Here is a 24,598-nt window from a genome sequence, read left to right on the forward strand (position 1 = left end):
AAATTATAAATAGCGACACTATACTATTTTAAAACTAATAAGTAAATTATTGAACACTTGGTTCAGATTAAGGAGTAATATTAAGTCGCTTGTCCGAGAACAAGTAATTGACAACAAAATATACATAATGTACTATGGCCCAACCTTGAACTTGAGCATTTCCCATGTTGCGTTTCTTGATTGTTCTTTCTTGTCTTTTCCTCGTGACGCCCATTGTTTACGCTGAAACTGCCTCCTGTAATGAACATCAGTGTATTGCGGTGATTGATGCCGGCAGTACAGGCTCAAGAGTGCATATTTATGCTTATGACATGGATGAAACCAATACCCCCATTAATATTAATGAAGTATGGACAAAAAAAATTAAACCAGGATTTGCCAGTATTGAACCCAACTATAATACTATAGAAGCCTATCTTATTACTTTATTATCAGGTGCTCCCAATCAACAAATTCCTGTTTATTTTTATGCCACTGCAGGTATGCGGCTGTTACCTTCTGCAAAACAAAAATTATATTATCAAGAACTCCAACATTGGTTTTCTCAACAAGATCAATGGCATCTCATCGATGCCAAAACAATAACGGGCAATGAAGAAGCTTTGTATGATTGGCTTTCGGTTAATTATCATTTAGGTACATTAAAATCAGCTCAAAATAAATCCGTAGGCGTCATGGACATGGGTGGAGCTTCGGTACAAATTGTTTTTCCCGTCCAGAAAAACGAAAAAATCGATAATCACTCTCAGGTCGAGCTGGATCTTTACGGCCAGCATATCAACTTGTATGTTCACAGCTTTCTGGGATTAGGTCAGACTGAAATGTCGCATCAATTTCTTAACTCGGCTCCCTGCTTCGCTAATGACTACCCCCTTCCAGATGGGGAATCAGGGCAAGGAAATGCCCCTTCTTGCGAACAGGAAGTATCATCGCTAATGAATGCGGTACATGGGGTCGATAAAACCATCCAACCCGTACTTGCTGGCAACCCTGTTGATGCCTGGTATGCTATAGGTGGCCTAACTAATCTGGCTGATAACAAATTATTTCATTTTGAAAATGGCCAACTGACCAATCAAAATTTAATGCAACAAGCAGATTCCCAAATATGCCATCAACAGTGGGATAAGCTTAATTCCCAATTTCCCAATGATGATTATGTGTATCAGTATTGCCTCTTCTCTGCATATTATTATGCATTAATGGTTGATGGTTATGGAATTTACCCCGAACAAACGGTCAATTACATATCCTCTTCATTAAATCTGGATTGGACAAAAGGGGTGGTTTTACACCATTAGGAAGAACTACAGTTCCTCCAAGGCAAATGCTTCAAATTTTAAGTCAATGGGTTGATTATAAAAAGCACATAAGGCGGTTCGAAATTGATGAGCACGTTGTGGTAACCCATTCTGACAATAATTGTTCACCTGAGCATGTATTGCGCTTTTAAAGGCCTCTGTGTCTGACTCCGAACCATTTAAATTATCTATACTCACACGAAAGCGATGCCCGGCAGCCATAGAAAGTATCCATTCCATGGCCTGTGGTTTTACTTCAACTTGTTGAAATAATGCCTGTTGCTCCGCAGTACGTCCGTCAGGCATGTACCAATATCCAAAATCAACCAGTTTTCTACGCTCTTCACCGGCAATTAACCAATGTGAACACTCATGCAAAGCACTGCTAAAAAAACCATGGGCAAAAAATATTGCGTTATAATTGCGCTCCCCGTCAACAGGAAGATAGATAGGCTCATCATCTCCTTTAACAAGTCGAGTATTATAGCTAGAAGCAAAACACTCATTAAAAATAGTAATTAAATCTTGGTAATGATGCACGGGACTACTCAAAAAAACATTTAATAAGCGTTTATTTTATATAAATCGTGAACAAAATGCGAACTTAAAAAGAATAGGAACAATGGCAGTGAAGATGGACATTAAGGATGCTTGCCTATACTGTATTGTCTGTAATCCTGTTCTAAAGTTTGTTGCAATTCTTGTTTATTCTCCATGCCGATTTGATTTATTAAAGTTAAAACATGCCTTATATGTATTGCTTTAGCTTTGGTTTTGGTCATGTAAACAACCTTATCATTATTTTCAGGATTTTGACTGGCAAGCAACAGTTCTTTTTTAGAGAGACAATGCTCAGACTCTGCTTGTTGCTCCTCATCCGGTAAAAATTTTTTTTGTTTCACCAGGCAACGCATCACCTGATAATAAGTATTTATTTCTTTATAGGTGAGCGCCACTTCAATTTGATTATCAGGATTATAAATATCCATGGAAGGATTTCTTGAAAGAGTCGGATCATGAAGTCTCGCCAATTGATACTCATTCTGCTCTGTAGATGAAGCCGTAAAAAAATTGCATAAGACATACATAGTAGTCATTATTGTTAATGCAGAAAAAGTTCCCATTAGCGTAAATAGAGGAAGAATTCCAGAAACACTTAATCCAATAAAAGCACTCACTCCTGCCGAGAACAAAAAACCTAAAGTAAATGCTAACCAATGCCGCAGGATGAAGTATAAGGCCGGTCGAATTAGATAATTATAGGGAATAATTGTTGAATAATAGATGATGCTTCTGCCTACAGAGTACAGCCAGAAATTGCGTGTTCTTCGTTGTGCATTCTCTTTTTCGGCATCTATATAAGTAAATTCTGTTTGAGCAAAGCCAGCATAATTTAAAAAATGATCACACAAGCTGTTTGGACCCTTCTTATCTTCAGGAGGAGTTATACGGATAATTTTCCAGTCTTTTTTCCATACTCCCAGAAGGGACACGGGATCATTGGCTTGTTCCTGAACAACAACCTCGGGCTTTTGTTCTAACTCATCCCATTTATCATATCGACTTTTGTTCCAGGAATCGTGAAGTCCCGCCGGATTTAAAGCATCTACTCTTTTAAGATGCTTCCCTTGATGAATCGCAAGAAGCAAACTTAAAGATCCCCCAAGACTTACACCACAGACATGGACATTATCATTTTGTCTTAATAGCCATTGCTTAATTCTCTCTATACCGCTTTTGTACAAAGATTTACCTAATGTCTCAAACCCTTTAAAATCAGTCTTAATTTGTGGTAAAAAGCCTTGTCCTGCAGGATAAGTGGTTCCCATAAAAATTAAATGCGGCTGAGCTTCCCGGTTCTGGATAGGTTCAAGCCCATAAGCAAAAACACGATCAACGTCTTGGATAAAAAAACTTTTAAAGCCTGTTGTAGGAGTCAACTCAATGGGAGTAATGTGGTATTCAACCAACTCCCATTCACCATTTATATTTTGCGGAATCTTAATTGACTCGTATGGAGTTAAATCAGAATAGGGTAATAAACTAAGACAATTACTTAAATAAAGCTGAACCTGCTCACTTTGTTCCGCATTTAACTTTTTCCCTTGTAATTGAGTAAATAATAACTCGAACCCCTCTTGAAAAGCGAAACGTAGTTCTTTTAATAACTGAGGAGCCCGATTAACAAAAACTGCTTTTAAAACAGGCCAGGATAATAATTGAGTCCAGGATTCAGACGGCCATCCCATCATCAATAAACGCAGCGCATTGCGCGCAATGATTGGAGCATGATCCGCTGGAGCAATGTGTTCCAGCGATTCAAACTCTGAATTAGCAACAAATTTTAAATCCAGCCCGCCCTTAAAAGTATCAGTCATCAGGCTTCCCAATTGGTGCTTATAATTGTTCCTGTTGTAAAGATTTAATTACCGCAGGCCGTGTTTGGACTTGTGTCATAAACTGCCCTAAATTTTTATAGGCGGATAAGTCCATTTTAAAATAATGAGCCCATCGTAACATCACAAATAAATAGGCATCAGGTAAGGTAAAATGGTCCCCCATAAAATAAGAACCTTTTGTCAAACGCTCATTAATATAGGCAAATCGTGCCATAATCATTGGGGTTAAAACCTTGGTTTTTACTTCCTCAGGGAGTGTTGGATTAAAAAACATACCCATAGATTTATGCAGTTCTGTAGAAATATAATTTAACCATTCCAAAGTACGATAACGTTTAAAATCACCCACTGGAGCCAAAAGTTTTTGACCAGACGTAGTATCTGCCAGATATTGCAAAATGACCTGATTTTCAGTGAGTACTTCACCATTATCAAGACGAATGGCAGGAACAGCTCCCTTGGAATTAATGGTCAGAAAATCGTCGCCACTCATCGTTTTTTTGGTTCTTAAATCCACTTCCACATCTTGAAAGTCGAGATTTAATTCATTGAGAATAATACGAACTACCAGGGAACATGCTGATTTACAATAATAAAATTTCATAATCACTCCGTTGTTTAATCCGGTTAATCCTCTTTTGATTCACTATACCATGCATCAAATACATTTTTAAGGCAATAATTATTCTGAGTTCTTATTAAGTTTGTTACTCCATTATTTTGACCACTCTCATTTAAGTAACTCTAATATCATTCGATGATTTATCTTATTTGTAAGGTACTTATCGAGTTATATTTTAAATGAGCGCGGACTTTCAATTCATTTCGTAATTATTAAATTGGGCTCTTTCTAAATCCTGTTCAATTTCAGTAATCAACCGGCTTGTTGCAGACTGTCTTGTAAAAAAATAATCCCAAAAATATTTTTCCCTTAGTCCATTTAAGATGGATTCATTAGCTTGCTTCCAGCTCTGAATACTAAATAACAACTCGTCTAAAGTCAGATCTTTTTGTGGGCCAGTAATCTCGGTGTATAAATCCTTAAGGCACTGAAATTTATTTTGAGTTTTTACTGAATGAGGATCAATCAACAACACACGCTCCATGCGCGCGTACAATTTAGTCATCACGCTTCTTTTCTCTTCACTCAAATCAGGATAAGCGGCAGGAGAAGGAGGTAAAACGTAAAAAGGGAGTTCTGCGCTGGGCTGACCGTAATCCAGTCGGGTTTGATAAGGTAAATCTCTTAAAAAACTGCTCGAAACTAATGAGGAGATAGGCGTATGCTGGACTTCCTCGATCAGTTTTATAGCGGTATGCCGACAGGTGTTATTGATACTTACTTCACTCGCACTGTCTGCTATATCACCTGAGTTCGTTTGGGGAGTGAAAATTAACTCACGAGTCAGTTTTAAATGAACCTTACCCTGCTTTTCGGCAATGGGTTTATAACATTTGTATTTATTGTCATCAGTTTGCAAGCTCTCTAGGTGCTGAATGAATTCCAAATAATGCTGATAGCTGAGATCATAGGCTTGATAACTAATAGGAATTTCGCCCTTAGTTTCTCGAGAAAGTCGTTCGTCCATAATTTTGGCTCTGGAACTCGAAAATAAGGCATTACACAATCGCCTGTTGGTATCGCAATAGCCACGGTCTTTAGGATTTTGAGGAACATCAAAGAACTTACCAACGCGACAAAGCAACTGAGTTACCTGATTTTGATCATAAATACCGAGCATCAAAAAAGAATGTTTACCCTGTTTGCAGATAGCAATAAAAAAATGGTCTTTGTCTTTGTCAATGCTAATAGTTTTTTTCATGTCATAGTATCAATGTAAAATTATTAAGCATTATATACTTAAGACATTAAAAATGTCATGAAAATCATTCCAAATTGTAATTTATTTGATCATTTGGTTGATAAAAAAAGGGACTGAAACCTGACTGCAAGCAGCTGTTTTTGATCACTTCTGCCTACTCCTCGCGGCTTGTCCGCGGGATCCAATGTTTTAGTGTAGATATTCTGGATCCCGCGAACAAGCCGCGGGACACTGAGTAGAGTTGGGCTAAGTTTTAAGAGATGTACATAAGATTCAGCTGCTTGCAGTCAGGTTTCAACTACAAGCGGCTAAGCACACCTAAAACCAGCTCGCAAACGATTAATTTTTACAACGTAATTCGGGATTTTGCTGCATAACCAACTGGTATAATTTCTGATTGGCATCATGAATATGATCACCTATCCTCGATTTTTGCTCCCCCTCCCCGCCTTTACTATTCAAAGCAACGACAGTAGTTACATCATTACATGGACTCCAAAGATACATGACCCGAAATCCCAGTGTGCTGCCTTCATAAAACCAAAAAGACTGTTTCAATTGCTTATCATAGATAGCCGCAACCCCCAAACCAAATCCTTTCGGGTCTTTTTCAGAGACGCCAGCGATAGGCTTTCCAGTTTCTGTAGAAACCAATCCCTCTAATTCAGTCAAGGCTCGTTCTCTGTATTGCGGTATAATTAAGGTCCCGTGGTAAAGCAATTGTACCCATCGGGCCACATTATCAGTATTTGCAACAAGGGCGCCGGCCGCTCCCGCCCAGGATAAATCATTAGTGATGGTATCCACTGATTTTTGGGTTTTTTGATCATAAAAATACCCATGCACTCTTCGATTTAATAAGTTTTTTGCCACCTCAGCACCATCAGGTCCGGCAGGATAAAAGGTATCCTTCAGATAGTTTTGCTGATTCAGGATGCGCTGTTTTAATTGATTCTCATAAGTATCATTTGTCACTTTTTCAATAACCATATCCGCAAGAATGTAATTAGAATTGCAATATTCGTAACGCTTATTTTTATTAATCTTAAGCGGGCGCTCCGGATGAGCGTAAGTCAATAACTCTTCCTTAGTCCATACATGGCTCATATCTCCATATAATTTCTTATCAAATACGTCATCCTCTGAGTAATTGGGAATACCACTGGTCATATTCAATAACTGCCGCAAAGTAACGTCTTTCCATTGAGTATACTGGGGCAACCATTTACCCAAAGGATCCTCCAGGGATAATTTACCTTCTGTTTGTAACTGCAAAAGAATCAAGGAAGTAAATGATTTAGTAATACTGCCAATATCAAACAAGTTATTGGGAGTAATTAATTGGTTCAATGGCGAAACGCCCATAGTTCCTGTAACTACTGTTTTGATATCGTTTGGGTCAATATGCTTGTCGCGTGGAATTAACACAGAGGCGGAAACAGCAGTGAATTTTTCTTTTTTATTATAGGTCTTATAGTAATCATCCACTACTTTCTGCATGTTTTGAGTTAATAAGCTATCAGCAGAGTCGGAATGTACATAATGGGCTGGAAAGAGGAGTAAAGCGGCTAAACTCAGACGAAATAAATTTTTATTGATTATCATATTATATCCAAAAATCCCTCAGGATAATTATAATTAGAACTTCATGTTATCCTGAATTAAGCAGCTATTACCACTACTTTTATTTCAGGGTTAGCGAGAGATTTTCTGGGATGGGCGCCGTGCTGCATTCAGGAGAACTATCGCTAAGGCTCGAGATAAATGGAGTCCATCGCTCAGGAATAAACCACAGAGCGATGGTAAATTAAGCGGGCACACATCTTATTGTGCGCTGGCTCTAATTCTTATTTTCTCCAACGCATTTTCCAGACGACTTAAAACTCTTTGTTTTCCTAATAGGAAAAGGGTCATATCTATTGATGGAGACATACTTGAGCCGGTTACCGCTACACGCAAAGGCTGGGCAATTTTACCCATATTAATATCGAAGGCAGCACTGACTTCATTGATACATTCTTGTATCGCATCGTTTTGCCAATCATCAAGCTTTTGCAAATGTTCATACAGTGCCGTTAGAGGTTCTAAAATCACGGGGCGTAAGTGTTTTTTTACAGCATCCTCATCATACTCAACAGCATCAGTGTAAAAATATTGGCTCATCTGGCACATTTCATCCAGAGTTTTACATCGTTCAGCCTGAGTCGTCACCAAATCCTTGAGCGCAGGCCCTTTACTCAGATCGATACCCGCTTTTTCAAAGTGCCAGCGCAAAGCCTTGGCCACAGACTCTGGCGAGTCACTTTTTTGATAATGCTGATTCAACCAATATAATTTGTCGTAATTAAAGCTTGAAACACCCCTGCTTACATGGTTCAAATCGAAGCTCGCTATCATTTCCTCTACGCTGAAAATTTCCTGATCGCCGTGTGACCACCCCAAACGGACTAAATAATTTAACAAAGCATGGGGCAAAATCCCTAGCTCTTTAAATTGCAGCACACTCACCGCCCCATGTCTTTTTGACAAACGTTTCCCATCATCACCGAGAATCATGGGTAAATGAGCAAACACCGGAATGGGGGCATTTAAAGCTTTAAATAAGTTAATTTGCCTTGGCGTATTATTAATATGATCATCTCCACGAATAACGTGAGTAATCTGCATATCCAAATCATCAATAACCACAGCAAAATTATAGGTAGGATGACCATCAGAACGAACGAGAATCAAATCATCCAATTCGCTATTTTCTACATGAATATCCCCATAGACCTCATCCCGGAAGGAAACTACCCCAGTATCAGGATTTTTAAAGCGAATGACGTAAGGCTTGTCGGTTAAAGGCAGATTTTTATTTCGGCAATGGCCATCATAACGCGGTTTTTCCTTAGCGGCCAACTGCGCTTCTCGTAAAGACTCCAGGCGCTCTTTACTGCATTCGCATCGATAAGCCTTACCTTCAGCTAAAAATTTCAGCGCAACCTCATTGTATCTATCGTACCGATCCGTTTGATAAAAAGGTCCCTCATCACTCTCCAAGCCCAACCAGGCCATTCCATCCAGAATCGCTTGAACGGATTCCTGAGTAGATCGCTCTCTATCAGTATCCTCTATACGAAGAATAAAATGTCCTTGGTGACGTTTAGCATAAAGCCATGAAAATAAAGCAGTCCGCACGCCTCCCACATGTAAAAGGCCAGTGGGGCTTGGTGCAAATCGAGTTCTGACAGTCATAATATCTTCCATTGTAAGGAATAAAATAATCGGGCTATAATAGCCCACTTTACCGGCAACGCAAAGATTCAACTGCTGAATTAGACACCACAAATTCATAACTCATACCTATTAGTACCTGGATTGATGCGAGATTGAATGATCTTCTTGCATAAAAGCGCATGTACTTGTTACTTTTGCGATTGAAGAACGGGGTACTATCGCGATAAGATGGGGTGCCAAGGGGTATAGGTTTATGAATTTACAGTACCTTAGCATAATCCGGGAGTTATCTTGAAAAGTATTGGTATAAAATATCAGCTCAGAATCACTACTCTTATTCCAGCTTTTCTAGTAGCCTTACTTTTTGCGGTCTTTTATAACGGCCAATTTGGTAAAGACTTGAAGCAGCATATGTCTCGTTTAGGTGAAGCTTATATTCGCCAATTATTACCTGCTGCCCAGTATGCTATGCTCCGCAATGACACCCGTACACTACAAGGTTTAATCAATGCCTCCACCATTAATCCAGAAGTAAAAGCTTTAGCTTTTTACAATTCCAGCGGACAATTACTTGCTTATCGCGGTGGAAAACATTCTATTCATAAACCGTTTAATCCGCCGGATTTTACGGGTGACTATATTGAAAGCAGACAAATCAATCCTTTTACCATTAATTTTATAGCGCCCATTACCATCCCTAAATTTAACCTCTATTCCAATACTTCATTTGTCAGAACTTTAAGCCCCTCTGCTTTTCAGGCCGACGATATTTTAGGTTGGTTGTCGATTGATATAGACACTCAATCCATGCTGATAAAACGATATCAAATGATGATAGTCACTATTTTCATTACCTTATTCGGTTTATTAATGGGATTAACCATCCATTATTTTCTATCCAAACAGATTTATGTGCCACTCGCACGTTTACGACGCAGCATGAAACAAATTTTACGTAACGAATTCGAAACAGAAATACGGGTTTCCAGTAAAGGGGAATTAGGTGTTATTGAAAAAGGTTGTGCTCATTTACAGAAACAATATTTAAGTACCATTCGTGATCTCAATCAGCATATTGAAACAGCTACCGAAGATTTGCAGCAAAGCCTCGAACTTCTGGAGGAAAAAAACATTGAGCTGTCACTTGATAAGAAAAAAAGTGAAGAAAAAAGCCGTCAGAAATCAGAATTTATCGCCAATATGAGCCATGAAATTCGTACGCCTATGAACGGTGTTATAGGATTTACTAATGTGTTACTGGAAAGTAAATTAGATCCCTTACAATTGGACTATGTTAAAACGATTAAATTATCCGCTCAGGATCTCTTGGGAATTATCAATGACATTCTTGATTTCTCTAAAATAGATGCAGGCAAATTACATTTAGATTGTATTCCACTGGATATCCGCGGATGTATTGATGAAGTATTGGCACTTGCCAGCCCTAACGCCCATAAAAAAGGCATAGATTTAATTCCCATCACCGAGGTTAATGTACCTAAAACGGTTTTAGGCGATCCGTTTAGGATTAAACAAATTATCAGCAACCTGATCACTAACGCCGTAAAATTTACTGACCACGGATATGTTTTAATACGTACTAAAATCGAACAAGACACGGAGAAAGATTACACTCTATGTATCACTATTATTGATACAGGTATTGGTATTTCCCCAGAGGATCAAAATAAATTATTTACTGCCTTTAACCAGGCTGATACCAGCATTACTCGCCGCTACGGAGGCTCAGGTCTGGGTTTGGTCATATGCAAAAAACTCTGTGAGGAAATGCAAGGACGTCTAAACCTTACCAGCGAATTAAATAAAGGCTCTACCTTTACCGCTCGGATTAAAGTAGAAAAGCTGATGGCCTATGAAATAGAAAAAAATCAAACCCATCGATTTGCTCATTTAAAAATACTCTGTTTTGATGATAATTCTTTGCATTTGGAAGCTTTATGTAACGGGTTAGGATACTGGGGAATGGAATGTATCGCCGTGAGTTCATTCAATAAACTTGCCAAAACATTAAGCAAAAATAAAGACTGTAAGATAGCATTTATTAATGTAAATCAAGGCTGTGAACAACAAGTTGCCGAACTTATAGCAACACATAAACATATGCCTTTTGTATTAATTTCCAAATGGCCAATCAATAATTATGAGGCACTTGGAGCTCAGGGCTGCTTGTATAAGCCCATTAGTATTCAAAAACTTCAGGATCTCATCGAGTCAATAAATAACGAAAATTTTTCTGAGAAAATAATCAACCACGAGTTAGACAGTTTACGAGAGCAACTACGCTTTCTCTATCCTGAGTTATTAATTGCCGAAGACAACCCAATTAATAAAATGCTCCTGAATTCTTTATTAAGTGATAATGCCAGCGTCACAGCCGTAGACGATGGTGAAATGGCGGTAGCCGCCTGCGAAGAAAAAAATATAATCTTATTCTGTTGGATCTGCAAATGCCTAAGTTAAACGGGCTAGACGCTGCACGCATGATCCGTCAAAAATCCCTGCTTAATAAGCACTCTCCTATTGTTCTTATCAGTGCCAATAGTACTGATCTAAGTACTGTGGATTTAAAGAAATCAGGCGTGGATTTCTGCCTTCAAAAACCAATTGATGAAAAACAACTATTAATTCAGCTTCTGCGTATTGTAGATAAAGCAAAACACACCGCTATTGATTGGCAATTATGCGTACAAAAAGTTTCGGGAAATCAAGGCCTTGCAGAAGAGTTTCTTGCTAAATTCATAGAGGAACTATATAAAAATCGCGAAGAATTCATCCAATTAATGAATAAAAAAGATATTAAAGCGCTGGGTGAGGCGGCTCATAAACTTCATGGTGCCTGTTGTTTTTGTGGTGTTCCTCAATTACAAAAATCAGTAATGCAATTAGAGAAATTAGCACGATCCGTTACAAAAATTGAGGACTTATCAGGACCTTTTGCAGAATTAATTCAGAATATTGACGCAGTGATTAGTGAATATGAAAATCAATACGCTAATAAAATTTAATGAAATTTCTCAATAGGTCCAGGAAAACCTAATTTTTCGATGTCACGCGGACAAGCCGCGGGACATCGGTAGAGTATTTTCCCGGACTTATTGAGAAGTTACAATTTAATAAGGGCTGTTAAAGAATAAATGTCCCATTGCCTCTTTAATAGCCTTCAATTCCATGGAGAAAAAATGGCTGTAAAAAATGCAATATATGCTCAATCAGGTGGAGTTACCGCGGTTATTAATGCTTCAGCTTGTGGTGTCATTCAAACCGCTCGGTTATATCCGGAGCACATAGGTAAAGTCTTTGCTGCAAAAAATGGAATTATTGGCGCCTTAAATGAGGAGCTAATTGATACCTCTCTTGAAAGTGATGAAGATATTGCCCAATTAATGCAAACGCCTTCCGGTGCTTTTGGTTCATGTCGCTATAAATTAAAAGATAATGGTGACGAATATCAACGCCTGATTGAAGTGTTTAAAGCTCATAATATAGGCTATTTTTTCTATAATGGTGGCGGAGATTCGCAAGATACGGCGCATAAAATATCGCAACTGGGTAAAACTATGGGCTATCCTATTACCTGCATTGGAATACCTAAAACCGTTGATAACGATCTTCCCTTTACCGATAACTGTCCTGGTTTTGGCTCTGTAGCCAAATATGTTGCTATTTCCACTAAAGAAGCAGGTTTTGATGTGGCCTCTATGGCTGCGTCCTCAACTAAAGTTTTTATTCTGGAGGTTATGGGACGTCATGCTGGCTGGATAGCTGCAGCAAGTGGATTGGCAAGCCAACACCCAAGTGAACCGCCACATATCATTTTATTACCTGAAGTCACTTTTGATCCAGCTAAATTCCTCAGTAAAGTAGATGAATGTGTCAAAACCTACGGTTACTGTGTTGTGGTTGTATCTGAGGGAATTCGTAATAAAGAAGGGCAGTTTTTAAGTGATGCCGGATTACGAGACGCTTTCGGTCACGCGCAGTTAGGCGGTGTTGCGCCGGTCATAGCCCAACTAATCAAAGCAGAGTTAGGTTACAAATACCACTGGGCAGTTGCTGATTATCTTCAACGTGCAGCTCGGCATATCGCCTCTCAAGTGGATGTGGAACAAGCCTATGCCTTGGGTAAAGCAGCAGTGGAATATGCCATTAAAGGACATAATGCCATTATGCCCGTCATTATTCGCGAAAAGGATGAGCCCTACCAATGGTCTATAGGTCAAGTCGCCCTGGCTGATGTTGCTAATCAGGAAAAAGACATGCCAGCTGAATACATTACTGAAGATGGAATGGGAATTACTCCTGCCTGCAAACGTTATTTAGCCCCTTTGATTCAAGGTGAAGCTTATCCAAGTTATACCAATGGCCTACCCAACTATGTCCGATTGAAAAATCAGTTAGTGGACAAAAAACTCTAGTAATGAGAGTGGATTGCGAGAGTTCGCCAATTTTTAAATGTACGCTGGGCTGTTAAGCCCAGCGTATTCTCTTATCTACGCCAAATTAGATTTTAATATCATCAACACCAGCCCACTAGTCGCGCAATCCCTCTTCCTCTCGGCAAAGATAACAATGAATGTTGGAATCAACCAAGCTAGAGGGTTTAATATAACTTTTTGCTGGGCTTAACAGCCCAGCCTACTATTACTTACGTCTCAAATAGCCCCGAAAAAATGAAGGTACAATGCTCATCTCAGGAGTTCTCTCACTTCGTTCGAGATGACGTTGCTTAACGGCACGCAGATGGCCGGTATTTGTCGGGCAGCGTTCCTCCCGTGCAGTCCCAAAGTAAATCCCCCACCTGAAGAGTAGGAATTAGAATTATCGAACCATTACCCGCGTTGGCTGTATAATTGATGGTAATCACCCCCAAATTGCCCATGACAATGGAAGATACATTAGGAGTTGCGGCAGGAGAGGTATACTGAGTATCAGCGGGCACAGCGGGTAATTGATTATTGGTTAAAGTATATTCGTTTACGGCTAACTGGGCTGCAGAAGCCAGGTTTAAACCATCAATAACCCGTGTTCTAATGGTATAATTTTGATAAGCAGGAACTGCAATTGCAGCGAGAATTCCTATGATTGCGACAACAACCATCAGCTCTATTAATGTAAATCCTCTCCCATACATAGGTATCCCTGACTGAGCATATAAATTAGAGAAGCATATAAAATGCCAGTTTAATGTTTTAAACGATAAATAAATAAAAACCGCCTTAAAAGGCGGTTTTATTTATTTATCCATTTAGCGCAGTATTATCTGCAACTTGCAGGAGCGTATTTGGGTAATAGAGTACCTACCTTACAAACCCAGGTCACATCTCCATTAGCAGTTAAAGTAGGAGTTAAGGTTAAAGTTCCACCACCAGCTGTTGCCGTATAAGTTACAGTAATAACAGCCAGACCATCATTAGATATAGCGATAGAGTTAACGTTTGGAGTAGCAGCCGGACTTGTATAACCAGTAGCTGCCTGCGTAGCTGGTAGGGCATTGTTGGTTATTGCTGTTTCCGATACTGCAAGTTGTGCTGAAGAAGCCAATTGCAGTCCCTCTGTTACGCGCGCTCTAATCGTATAATCCTGATAAGCTGGAATAGCAATAGCAGCCAAAATACCAATAATTGCTACCACTATCATCAATTCAATCAGCGTAAAACCCTTCTGTTTCATGGCTATCTCCAAAAATTTTAATTACACTATATAATGCATGCAAGCAAAATGCCATTTTAATAAATAGTATCCTCAATAGACTGTATTTTAGGTAAATACCCCAACATAATAACCAAAATAGTAGTTGAATATAAGTGGATACAAATCAATAGGCAATTTTTAATTACCAGAAAAATGTATTAAAAAAATAATAATCTGACGAATATTGTCACATTATGACAACATCATCTTTGTACATTACCCAAAAACACTGTCATCCAACCCCTAAATTAAAATTTTGATTATTGCCACATTAAGGATGGTTTCCCCCTTCGCGGGAATGACAGCATTTTTATGTCATGCGGGGAGTAATCGCATACATAAATTAGGACAATGATCTATTAAATCGGTATAATTATTTCTCGTTTCGTATCCGAGGAAACTTATGTCACGCAAAGAACGTATAGAACAAAAATTAACAACAGAGCTTTTGCCCACTTTTTTAAGTGTTGAAGATGAATCACGAAATCATCATGTACCTGAAGGAGCTCAAACTCATTTTAAAGTGATTGCGGTTTCTGCACAATTTATGGAATTAAGTCGGGTAGCCCGCCATAGGCTGGTTAATCATCTGCTCAGCAACGAGTTTGAACTGGGGCTTCATGCTTTAAGTCTGCATTTATATACATCAGAAGAATGGGCTCAGAAGAACAAATCTGTATTAAATTCACCAGCTTGCAAAGATGGTTACAAAAACAGCTAAGAATGACAAATGTTAGAGATAATGCAAAAGAAACACCTTTTACAATAAAAATAAATCTTCACCTCAAGGTCCAACTTCCTGTATAATGTATATCTTTTTATCAAGTCGAAGAATCAATGAAAAATAGTTCCATCGAAAAAATATCGGTGCTCGCATTAGTATTACTCATCACCGGGGCAATTGACAGTATCAGAAATTTGCCTGGAACTGCTTTATTTGGCTCGACCCTTATTTTTTTCTTTATCTTTTCGGCCATCATCTTTTTAATACCTGTAGCTCTAATTTCAGCAGAGCTTTCTTCAACCTGGTCTGAAGAAGAAGGCGGTATTTACAGTTGGGTTAAACACGCTTTTGGAGAAAACGTCGCTTTTTTCACCATTTGGCTGCAATGGATTAATACCCTGGTTTGGTATCCAACTATTTTATCTTTTATTGCAGGAACCATAGCTTATCTGGTTAATCCCGAACTGGCACAAAACAAATACTACCTAATCTCCGTAATCCTCACTATTTTCTGGTCATTAACACTGGTTGGTTGCTCCGGTTTACGCACTTCAGCAACTTTTGCTGGTTTCTGTGCCATAGTAGGAATGATAGTTCCCATGGGGTTTATCATATTTCTCGCCTTCATTTGGTTAATTAAAGGCAACCCCATAGCAATTGATTTGAGTTTGCCTCATTTACTCCCCCAATGGAAAGACAGTCAATCATGGGTTTCTTTAACCGCCATCATGACTTCTTTTCTTGGCATGGAATTAGCGGCAGTCCATGTTCGCGATGTTAAAAATCCGCAGAAAAACTTCCCTAAAGCCATGTTCTTTTCTGTACTCCTTATTTTATTTACGATGATCTTTGGTTCTTTAGCGATAGCTTTTGTCTTACCCAAAGAGAAAATCAGTCTGGTTGACGGAGTGATGAGAGCTTTTGATAATTTTTTCCAGGCGTATCACCTGACTTGGTTAATGCCAGTATTGGTCTTCTTGTTACTCCTAGGCAGTTTAGGCTCTATGATTAACTGGATTATATCTCCTGCCAAAGGACTGTTGATGGCCGCTAATCACGACTTTTTGCCCCAATCTCTATGTAAATTAAACAAGAAAGGAATTGCGTCCCGGATTTTAATATTGCAAGCGGTATTGGTTACTTTATTGTGTAGTGGCTTTCTTTTATTCCCTAGTGTAAATGCCATTTATTGGTTATTTACTGACTTAAGTACTGAACTTTACATGATGATGTATGTGCTAATGTTTATTGCCGCCTGGAACCTGAAAAGTAAATTCGCTCATTTAAAAAGACCCTTTGCTATACCTGGGGGTAAAGTGGGATATTATCTGATTTGCATCTTGGGATTATTAGGCTGCGCCATTACTATATGTGTTGGCTTTATTCCTCCTGAGCAAATGATGGATGTAGGTGGCGCCGGGCATTTTCGCAGGATTTTTTCTCTTGGCATATTAGCCATGTTATTTCCTGCATTAGTACTCTATTTGCGCAAAAGATACATCACCCGATAAAGAAACATCCGAAAGTAGCCTGGTTGCAAGCAACCAGGCTACTGGCTGACGGTCCATTTGCCATGCGTAAATAAATGGGGGCAATAAACTTAAATGAAAGACTCTTGCTTTGAAATAAGAAGACGTTGGGCTAAGACTAAATCCTCTTTAGTATTGATATCCTGCAGTGGTTCAATACAAGCCTCATCGACTTTGATAGGAAATCCAGACCATAAAACACGCAACTGCTCTAAAGCCTCATGTTGTTCCAACTCACAAACTGGCCAACTCACATAATCCAATAAAAAAGCAGCTCGATAAGCGTACAAACCTATATGTCTGTAGGTTTGTGCGTAAGATTGGACTTCATCTCTATGGGCCGGAATGGGGCTTCTGGAAAAATATAAGGCATGGTTATCACGTGAGCGCACCACTTTAACTATATTGGGATTGTTTAACATCTCAAGACTGGTGATAGGCCAGCATAAAGTGGACATAGGAGCCTGAGTCTGGGTTAATCCCTGGGCTACCTGCATGATTAATTGCGGTGCAATAAAAGGTTCATCGCCCTGCACATTTACAATAATATCATCAGCAGCAAAATCCCCTTTTGCAACTACCTCGGCAATTCGGTCCGTTCCAGTTTGATGAGTGGATAAAGTCATCATGACTTGCGCGCCAAAACTTCTGGCATGACTCGCTATTGCTTCATGATCCGTTGCAATAGTAATTGTTTGAGGTTGTGCCAATTGGGCTTGTCGATAAACTCGCTCAATCACTGTTTGACCATTCAAATCGTGAAGCAATTTGCCAGGGAAACGCGTTGACTCATATCTGGCCGGGATAACAATATGAACATTAGAGGTCATAATTTATCTTTCTCTTCTAATGAAATAACTCGCGCTTCGTGCTCCAGCATGACAGGAATACCATCATGAATAGGAAAAGCCAGGCGATCAAATCTACAGATCAATTCTTGTTTTTTTACTAAGAGCTTCCCCTTACATAAAGGGCAAACCAATATTTCCAATAATCGCTTATCCACGCGAACCTCCTTGAGTTACTTGATTTCGCACATATACGGGTTGAGCTTGTGCTATTGAGACCGGTTTTATAACAGCATGCTGCGCTAATTGTATCATAGCTGTCGCTTTAGGATATAAAGTTACTTTGGCAGTAATCTGCGCTTTAAGGGCATCGGGAAAATCAGTCCAATACTCATCTATCCCCACGCCAGCAAGAATTACAGACTGCTGTTCAGGTAATTGAATCTCTTGTACCGCATTCACTCGTTCTTCAGATTCTAATTTCCCCTCAGCAAAATAGCTCCAATACATTTCATGCATTCGCGCATCTAAAACTGCTAAAACGGGTAAAGTTGCATCATGATGTAACTCACGAGCTGCCCAGGCAATAGCTCCTAAACTACTGACTGGAATTAAGCCCAAATCATGTGCGTAAGCAAGCCCTTTGGCAATACTACAGGCTATTCGTAGACCAGTGAAACTTCCGGGACCACACCCAAAAATGATTCCATCCAATTGATTCATTTGTAAATCTGCATGAACCATTAATCGGTCTATCATTGGCAATATGAGTTGCGCATGAGTTTTTTGACTTCCCTGTTCTTCGCAGGAAATTTCATCATCAACCATTAACGCTACGCTGGCTATTTCAGTGGATGTATCAATCGCTAACAGTTTCATAGTCTAATGCCAACTCTCTAATAAATTGTAATACTTTTTGTTCATCACGAGTTCTAGGTAATTGCGGTAAACTCGCAAGAATAACTCGTCCATATTCTCTGCCTGTAAGACGAGGATCGGCTATCATCAACACCCCTTTATCAGTGATGTCGCGAATCAAGCGCCCTACCCCTTGCTTTAAGGCAATCACGGCATTAGGTAAGGATAACTCGTCAAATCCAGACAAACCTTTTTCTTTTAAATAAGCCATTCTGCCGCGCGTTACCGGATCAACTGGGCTGGCAAAGGGCAATTTATCAATAATAACACAAGAAAGAGCCTCCCCTTTGACATCAACACCTTCCCAAAAGGTGGCTGTACCTAATAGTACGGCATTACCAAGCTGTCTAAATCGAGCTAATAATATAGGCTTTGCCTCAGCGCCCTGGATCAAGAGCGGATAGTTTAAAGTATTGCCCAACATTTGAGCAACTAATTTTAATGCTTTATGACTAGTAAATAAGAAAAAACAGCGCCCTCCACAGGCTTCGATCACAGGAATGGCTTTTTCCAACAAACACTCATAATAACTGGCATTCTTCGGATCCGGTAAACCACGCGGTAAATACAGTAAGGCCTGCTCCTGAAAATTAAACGGGCTAGGCAATAATAAAGTTCGGGCGCTATTAAGGCCTAAAGGTTTACAAAAACAATCAAAAGAAGCAGCCATCGTTAGGGTTGCTGAAGTAAATACATACGCACAAGCTTGACGCTCCAGCAATTCGCTAAAAATACTGGCGACGTCATAAGGCGTGGCGTGAAAAACTAAAGTCTGCTTAAAGCGTTCAAGCCATCGAATAGTATCCGTGTTGGGCTGCGTAAAAGACAATAATATTTTTTCCAACTCTTCCAGGCGCTCTTTACAACGAATCAGCCCCGGAGCTTCAGTGATGCTCTCATCATCGAAACAATGAAGTAACTCATCTTTTAACGCCAACCACTTATCCCAGGCTGTCATAAAGACCTTATTACGCCTTACCTCATCCCAGCTAATACGTTCCTCTCGAGATGACAAAGAGTTCAATAATTCATCTACTAATTGATCTGCTTTATGACTTAGTGTTTTTAAAGGTTGATTCGGCAGATCCAGAACCGGCCATTCCTCAATGATATCATTTAATAAATCACAAAATTGACGGGTACCAACGCGTTCGCCATTAAAATGGGTCGCTATCTCAGCGAGTTGATGTGCTTCATCAAAAATGACTACGTCTACCCCAGGTAACAACTCTCCAAAACCTTCTTGTTTTAGACGTGAGTCTGCAAAAAAAAGATGATGGTTAATCACTACAATATCAGATTCCAGTGCACGCTTACGGGCTTTTACCAGAAAACACGTTTCATGATTAGGACATTCAGCACCTAAACAATTATCCGTTGTAGAAGTAACATAATGCCAAACAGAGGAATCTTCGCTAAGCTCAGGTAGCTCGGAGCGTTCGCCATCCTTCATTTGAGACAATTTATCTTTCACATGCAATACTTCATGAGCGCATTGGGGCGTTTGAAACTGCCCTTCTTCAGCGTGTAAATTAACGCGATATTGACAAATGTAGTTGGATCGCCCCTTCAGGTTTTGAATACGAGCTGATAAACCTAAAGCCCTGACCAGAGTAGGTAAATCTTTTTGATAGAGTTGGTCTTGCAAGGTTTTAGTTGCAGTAGAGATAAGTGTTTTTTTTCCGCTTAAGAGGCAGGGCAATAGATAAGCAAACGTTTTACCAGTTCCGGTTCCTGCTTCGGCAACTAAAGTGGATTTGTCAGCAATAGCTTGCGCAATGGCTACTGCTAAGTCAGATTGGGGGGTTCGTGCTACAAACCCGGGAATTGCTGTAGAAAGCCTTCCTTTTTCACTAAGAATTCGCCGACAGGATTCAGCGAGAGACGCTATTTCTTCCACTCTTTTTGCAAATATTGAAGTTTGTCTTTGACATCTTCCCAATCTTTTGCATCATCAGGAGCATCTTTTTTAGCGGTAATATTGGGCCAGGTTTGCGCAAGTTCTGCATTAAGCTGCTTGAATTGCTGTTGGTCGTCAGTCAAATCATCTTCAGAAACAATAGCATTAACCGGACATTCAGGTTCACAAAGAGCACAGTCAATACATTCTTCCGGATGAATCACTAAAAAATTGGGCCCTTCGTAAAAGCAATCAACAGGACATACTTCCACGCAATCGGTGTACTTACACTTAATACAACTTTCTGTTACCACAAAAGTCATAGCAAACCTTTCAATTAAACTAAGAAAATAGCGGATATTAAAGCATAAAATGCCCTATTGAAGATAGAGTCTAAAGCTATTTCTTTCAAATGGGTCATTCTTTTTAAGAGTATGAAAAAAACAGTCAAGAAAAATTAAAAACGCTTAGCATTAAAAAATCCCTTGTTGACTATAAAGTATGCTTGTAATTACCACCATGCTGTGTTATTTTTATGCAAAAATTTATTATTTATACATTTAAACCATTTTTTAATACATATTTCTTGCTTTGGAGCAAATAATGGCGTTGAAATCTCCCCCATCAATTTTTGGTATTCCCGAAGATTTTCTAAATTTAATCACAACATTTAATACCATACCCGAAGAAGATCACATTCAGCGTCTTTTTTATTTACAAAAAATCAATTACAGACTAAAGGATATTACTCTTAATAGCTCGTCCTATGCTTGGTTAAGTGATACTGGGCCTGAGGGTTGGCAGGCGCATTTGCATGCTTATTCCATTAATGCTGATGCTTCAATCTTTGTTAAAGGAATGCAATTTGCTGAAGCAATTGCTCGGCACACCAAAGACAAACCATTGCCAATTCAAGTTGAAGACGTTTATCCATTATTGCAAGAGCGCGATGAATTATTAAGAAATCCTTCATTTGAGGCGTGCAAGGAACGTTATATCGCCGTTAACTGCCAGCTGCATGTTTTAGTAGATTCGGAACGTAGAATTAAAGAAATATTGGACCGGCATTCCGAAATCCTGGCTATGGCGAAAGCAAAGCTTGATGCGATTCAAAAAAGAGAAACATTGCCCGCTGCTGGTCCGACTCCAACCTATAAAACTAAAGAGTTGGGAGGACATGTTAACAATGACCTTTATACACTTGAAATAGAAGGTATAGATGACCTTTTTGTGTTTCGTGTGGAAGACAGGGATAAATTAGGTGTGGAACAAGATCTTCACTCTTTTCCAGTAGCAAAATATTTCATCGAAGATTATGCAGTATTTATGATGAGATTTAAGGGCTCAGATTTTCCTATTGAGTATAGACCAGTAGTATTAAGTCAATATGCCACTGGTGGTAATTTAGCTGAAGTCGCCAGATCACTTAGGGGCACTCGAGATAAAGATCTCGGAGCCAAGGCTTGCTTTTATTTTGCACAGCTTGGCGATTTTTGTGAAAAACTAATAGAAGCAAAGACTTATCATCCCGATATCAAATTAACTAATTTTTTAGTCCACTCCAACCTAATCCGCGTTAGTGATAGAAAGACCTTTACCGCTGAGGCACACCCCATGGCCTCAGAGATACGTAGTACTCCTCCATATGCTCCGGATGAATTCACTGCCTGTCTTAATGAACGTTGGACTAATTACGATAGCGATGTTGCATCCGAAACTGTGATGAATATGCCTCAATTTATGGCTTATCAACTGGGTATGGCTTTAAAAGAATTTTTAATTTTAACTCAAGTAGATGATGTGGAAATTGCAGAGCTTAGAAAACATGATTTTAATCCAGCACTTTATTTTAAAACGACTCCCAACCCGATTGTTAACTTCTCTTTACTCATTCAAGAGCTAACTCGTCCTGATCCCAACAAAAGATTATCTATTCAACAATTCAAAAATTTATTGAAGTTTCGTAATATGAAACCAGAGCACTTCTATAAAAAAATCGAGGAAGAATTACCTTCCGCAACTCTCGGATTTCAAGAAGATATAGATGCAATCAATACCCTGTTGAATGGTAGTTTTCCAGAGACTGAGTTCATCACTCAGGCCAATATTCTTTTTAATAAAATATCCAAGAGCCAAGAACCTCGCCTCATTCGTATGGCTGAAAAACTGGCAACTAAATGTTATCGGGAATATGCAGAACCCTTTTTTAAACAATCTATTGAAACAGCTCTTTTAAACAATGACTGGGAAGAAGCTCCTTGGTATAGAAAGTTAATTCATGTACTGTCTTTTGGTTATTTCTCTGTAGATAGAGTAACCCAGCTTTCTGATATTCAAGATACTATGGGACTGGATTTAAATGGTGAACAATTTTTATCCTACTTCCCTCATCTTGAATTCCTTACTCCATCAGCTATGGATAGTTTGGGGAAAATTGAGGCGGAATATCTGAAAAACGTCATTAGAGAAAATGTGGAGATGATAATATCTCACGATTCAATGGCGCAACAGGAATCATCAGAAAGCACAGAAGATGTTGCAATTTCTACGACTATACCGTTGGATGTAGCGGCGGAAAGCAAGAAGAAAACTCTTCCATTAAATGCAACTCCTGTTAGCAGTATGGAAAAAGACCCTTTAAGCAAAGCGCCTGAAATAAGTAAGCAAATTGCTCCGTTGAATGTAACACCTGTAAGTAGTATGAAAAAAGACTCTTCGCTAACAAAATCTGATGCAAAGCATGATGAATCGCTGGATAAAGAGTCCTCAGAGAGCTCGTCAGATTGGGGAACCATAGTCATTAACGATAAAAAACGAACGTCTGTGGCTGCACGACCGGCTTTTTTCTCAAGTAGCAAAGTAAATGACGAAACTGCGGTTAAACCAAAGGCTCCTGTTGCAAGCCGAGTAGATAGTGTCAGAACCGCTTTATTCAGAGGCGATGGTAGTCATCGTAAAAAACCTATTCATGGTCATAGAACTACTGTAGGTGAAATCAATTGGGACCCATTGCCAATTGCTCCAGTTGACGAGCCGCCCAGATTAGATTCAACTAATTTCGCCCTGTGATTTATGCTAAATTATTAATCCTTCCTTTTTCTCTTGAAAAGGAAGGATTAGTTTACTCCCTCTATGCCTTTATTGCCCCGTCAAATTAAATAACCTAATAGCAAATCCATGTGCTTCTCGCACTATTTAACCTTAGAAATAAAAAAAATGTATTATTTTCTCACCAACAGGCTAAACTCTGTCTATATTTATAGATAAGTCGAATTGATATCCTAAGGTATAACCAGTGGACGGTAAGCACAAGGAACCATGAAAAATTATTTTTTCATCAAACGGAATTAATGGAGTTATTATGCCAGTACATGAAAGACGTCAACATTTCCGCATCGATGATCATTTATATTTTGATTATCGAGTTATAGCACCAGGGGAATTCTGTTCTGATCTATCCATCACCAATCAATTATTGGGTGAAAGCGGTCAGCGATATATGGAGGCTGCCCAATACTTTCAAAATATTGATTATGAACTGGCGGAATTAACCCAGGCTCTAGGGATAAAAGAACCCGCGTTGGCTCATTACCTTAATCTATTAAATGCCAAAATAGATTATTTATCTCGCCAGATGTTAATGACTCATAAAGCTCAATTACGAAAAGTGAATATCAGTTTGGGTGGAATGGCTTTTAGAACGGATGAACTCCTAAAAGAAAAAACAAATTTAAAAGTTGTTATCTACACCAAGCCAAAAATGATTCCTATTATTCTCGATGCAACTGTAGTTTATAGCCAATACCAAAGTGATAATCATTATCGTACCGCAATCACGTTTAATGGCCTAACCAGTGAGCAAGAGCAATTACTTTCCCAACATATTTTACAAGCCCAGGTAAAAAGTCGTGCTGACTAATTATTATCCCTGTTGCAGATGGGTATTACTTGGAGTAGACACCGGATTCGCGCATAATGTGTCTCTTTAAAGAATGTATGGGATAAAAACATGAGTCGAATAATATTTTGTTGTAAATTAAAAGAAGAAGCTGAAGGCATGCAAAAACCTCCTTTCCCAGGAGCCCTGGGCGAAAAAATATTTAATGAAGTATCAAAAAAAGCCTGGGATATGTGGCTGTCTCATCAGACCATGTTAATTAATGAATACCGCCTCAATTTAATAGAAGCAAAGTCACGTGAATTTTTAAAAGAGGAAATGCAAAAATATTTTTTTGGTGAAGGCTCAGCAAAACCGTCTGGCTATACTGCAAAAGAATAAGGACAA

General features: G+C 39.1%; 20 protein-coding genes and 1 pseudogene. 8 read left to right on the top strand and 13 right to left on the bottom strand.

From position 1 onward, the window contains the following. Positions 1 to 164 precede the first annotated feature (164 nt). Positions 165 to 1,301: an acetate and sugar kinases/Hsc70/actin family protein gene (locus LOX96_RS01125; RefSeq protein ID WP_250421370.1), complete on the top strand. Its 1,137-nt coding sequence runs from the start codon at positions 165 to 167 to the stop codon at positions 1,299 to 1,301. A 6-nt stretch (positions 1,302 to 1,307) separates the two neighbouring features. Here the strand turns inward: LOX96_RS01125 and LOX96_RS01130 are convergent, their stop codons facing one another. The 6 genes from LOX96_RS01130 to gltX all read right to left on the bottom strand — a co-directional run bounded on the left by LOX96_RS01130 (position 1,308) and on the right by gltX (position 8,760). Beyond that, on the bottom strand, positions 1,308 to 1,841 hold the full coding sequence (locus LOX96_RS01130) for an elongation factor P hydroxylase (RefSeq protein ID WP_250421369.1): 534 nt from the start codon (positions 1,839 to 1,841) through the stop codon (positions 1,308 to 1,310). Between the two features lie 101 nt (positions 1,842 to 1,942). After that, the gene (locus tag LOX96_RS01135) at positions 1,943 to 3,679 is read right to left on the bottom strand and encodes a hypothetical protein (protein ID WP_284498264.1); all 1,737 of its coding nucleotides are present in this window, start codon (positions 3,677 to 3,679) and stop codon (positions 1,943 to 1,945) included. Positions 3,680 to 3,698: 19 nt separating this feature from the next. Further along, the gene (gene gstA, locus LOX96_RS01140) at positions 3,699 to 4,304 is read right to left on the bottom strand and encodes a glutathione transferase GstA (RefSeq protein WP_250421368.1); all 606 of its coding nucleotides are present in this window, start codon (positions 4,302 to 4,304) and stop codon (positions 3,699 to 3,701) included. A 211-nt stretch (positions 4,305 to 4,515) separates the two neighbouring features. Further along, positions 4,516 to 5,523: a hypothetical protein gene (locus LOX96_RS01145; RefSeq protein ID WP_250421366.1), complete on the bottom strand. Its 1,008-nt coding sequence runs from the start codon at positions 5,521 to 5,523 to the stop codon at positions 4,516 to 4,518. Between the two features lie 339 nt (positions 5,524 to 5,862). Next, the gene (locus LOX96_RS01150; RefSeq protein ID WP_250421364.1) at positions 5,863 to 7,128 is read right to left on the bottom strand and encodes a serine hydrolase domain-containing protein; all 1,266 of its coding nucleotides are present in this window, start codon (positions 7,126 to 7,128) and stop codon (positions 5,863 to 5,865) included. Between the two features lie 219 nt (positions 7,129 to 7,347). Beyond that, positions 7,348 to 8,760: a glutamate--tRNA ligase gene (gltX, locus tag LOX96_RS01155; RefSeq protein WP_250421363.1), complete on the bottom strand. Its 1,413-nt coding sequence runs from the start codon at positions 8,758 to 8,760 to the stop codon at positions 7,348 to 7,350. A 270-nt stretch (positions 8,761 to 9,030) separates the two neighbouring features. Between gltX and letS the strand changes: the two are divergent. Together letS and LOX96_RS01165 are read left to right on the top strand one after the other, a co-directional pair. Continuing rightward, positions 9,031 to 11,768 (top strand): annotated as a pseudogene (gene letS, locus LOX96_RS01160) (two-component system sensor histidine kinase LetS). A gap of 174 nt (positions 11,769 to 11,942) precedes the next feature. Next, positions 11,943 to 13,178, top strand: a complete 1,236-nt coding sequence (locus tag LOX96_RS01165) for a 6-phosphofructokinase (RefSeq protein WP_250421361.1) — start codon at positions 11,943 to 11,945, stop codon at positions 13,176 to 13,178. Between the two features lie 311 nt (positions 13,179 to 13,489). Here LOX96_RS01165 and LOX96_RS01170 read toward each other — a convergent pair whose 3' ends face one another. Further along, positions 13,490 to 13,894, bottom strand: a complete 405-nt coding sequence (locus LOX96_RS01170) for a pilin (protein ID WP_250421360.1) — start codon at positions 13,892 to 13,894, stop codon at positions 13,490 to 13,492. A 125-nt stretch (positions 13,895 to 14,019) separates the two neighbouring features. After that, a complete protein-coding gene (locus tag LOX96_RS01175; protein WP_250421359.1) occupies positions 14,020 to 14,433 on the bottom strand; it encodes a pilin in 414 nt (137 codons plus the stop codon). 424 nt (positions 14,434 to 14,857) lie between these two features. On the opposite strand from LOX96_RS01175, the gene LOX96_RS01180 reads away from it, so the two are divergent. After that, on the top strand, positions 14,858 to 15,175 hold the full coding sequence (locus LOX96_RS01180; protein WP_250421358.1) for a BolA family protein: 318 nt from the start codon (positions 14,858 to 14,860) through the stop codon (positions 15,173 to 15,175). A 116-nt stretch (positions 15,176 to 15,291) separates the two neighbouring features. Continuing rightward, on the top strand, positions 15,292 to 16,689 hold the full coding sequence (locus LOX96_RS01185; RefSeq protein ID WP_250421357.1) for an APC family permease: 1,398 nt from the start codon (positions 15,292 to 15,294) through the stop codon (positions 16,687 to 16,689). Between the two features lie 89 nt (positions 16,690 to 16,778). Here the strand turns inward: LOX96_RS01185 and kdsB are convergent, their stop codons facing one another. From kdsB to fdxA, 5 genes are read right to left on the bottom strand one after another with little or no spacing between them, the layout of a single operon-like run. Continuing rightward, positions 16,779 to 17,537, bottom strand: a complete 759-nt coding sequence (kdsB, locus tag LOX96_RS01190) for a 3-deoxy-manno-octulosonate cytidylyltransferase (protein WP_250421356.1) — start codon at positions 17,535 to 17,537, stop codon at positions 16,779 to 16,781. Further along, complete coding sequence (locus LOX96_RS01195) at positions 17,534 to 17,713, bottom strand: Trm112 family protein (protein WP_250421355.1); 180 nt, start codon at positions 17,711 to 17,713, stop codon at positions 17,534 to 17,536. The genes kdsB and LOX96_RS01195 overlap by 4 nt, the downstream gene beginning before the upstream one ends. After that, the gene (gene tsaB / locus LOX96_RS01200) at positions 17,706 to 18,374 is read right to left on the bottom strand and encodes a tRNA (adenosine(37)-N6)-threonylcarbamoyltransferase complex dimerization subunit type 1 TsaB (RefSeq protein WP_250421354.1); all 669 of its coding nucleotides are present in this window, start codon (positions 18,372 to 18,374) and stop codon (positions 17,706 to 17,708) included. The genes LOX96_RS01195 and tsaB overlap by 8 nt, the downstream gene beginning before the upstream one ends. Then, entirely contained in the window at positions 18,355 to 20,313 is a 1,959-nt protein-coding gene (gene yoaA, locus LOX96_RS01205) for a DNA repair helicase YoaA (protein WP_250421353.1), read from the bottom strand. Before yoaA ends, tsaB begins: the two co-directional genes overlap by 20 nt. Continuing rightward, positions 20,301 to 20,636, bottom strand: coding sequence for a ferredoxin FdxA (gene fdxA, locus LOX96_RS01210; protein WP_250421351.1), 336 nt, complete (start codon positions 20,634 to 20,636; stop codon positions 20,301 to 20,303). The genes yoaA and fdxA overlap by 13 nt, the downstream gene beginning before the upstream one ends. 280 nt (positions 20,637 to 20,916) lie before the next feature. Here fdxA and LOX96_RS01215 point away from each other — a divergent pair, with 280 nt between their 5' ends. The 3 genes from LOX96_RS01215 (at position 20,917) to LOX96_RS01225 (ending at position 24,592) form a co-directional block, all read left to right on the top strand. Next, positions 20,917 to 23,382 carry a serine/threonine-protein kinase gene (locus LOX96_RS01215; protein ID WP_250421349.1) on the top strand — a complete coding sequence of 822 codons (2,466 nt, stop codon included), beginning with the start codon at positions 20,917 to 20,919 and terminating at the stop codon, positions 23,380 to 23,382. Between the two features lie 292 nt (positions 23,383 to 23,674). Continuing rightward, on the top strand, positions 23,675 to 24,232 hold the full coding sequence (locus LOX96_RS01220) for a PilZ domain-containing protein (protein WP_250421347.1): 558 nt from the start codon (positions 23,675 to 23,677) through the stop codon (positions 24,230 to 24,232). Between the two features lie 90 nt (positions 24,233 to 24,322). Beyond that, positions 24,323 to 24,592 carry an oxidative damage protection protein gene (locus tag LOX96_RS01225; protein ID WP_250421346.1) on the top strand — a complete coding sequence of 90 codons (270 nt, stop codon included), beginning with the start codon at positions 24,323 to 24,325 and terminating at the stop codon, positions 24,590 to 24,592. The last annotated feature ends 6 nt before the right edge of the window (positions 24,593 to 24,598 follow it).

Origin of the sequence: Legionella maioricensis (genome assembly GCF_023618015.1) — a bacterium.
GTDB lineage: Bacteria > Pseudomonadota > Gammaproteobacteria > Legionellales > Legionellaceae > Legionella > Legionella maioricensis.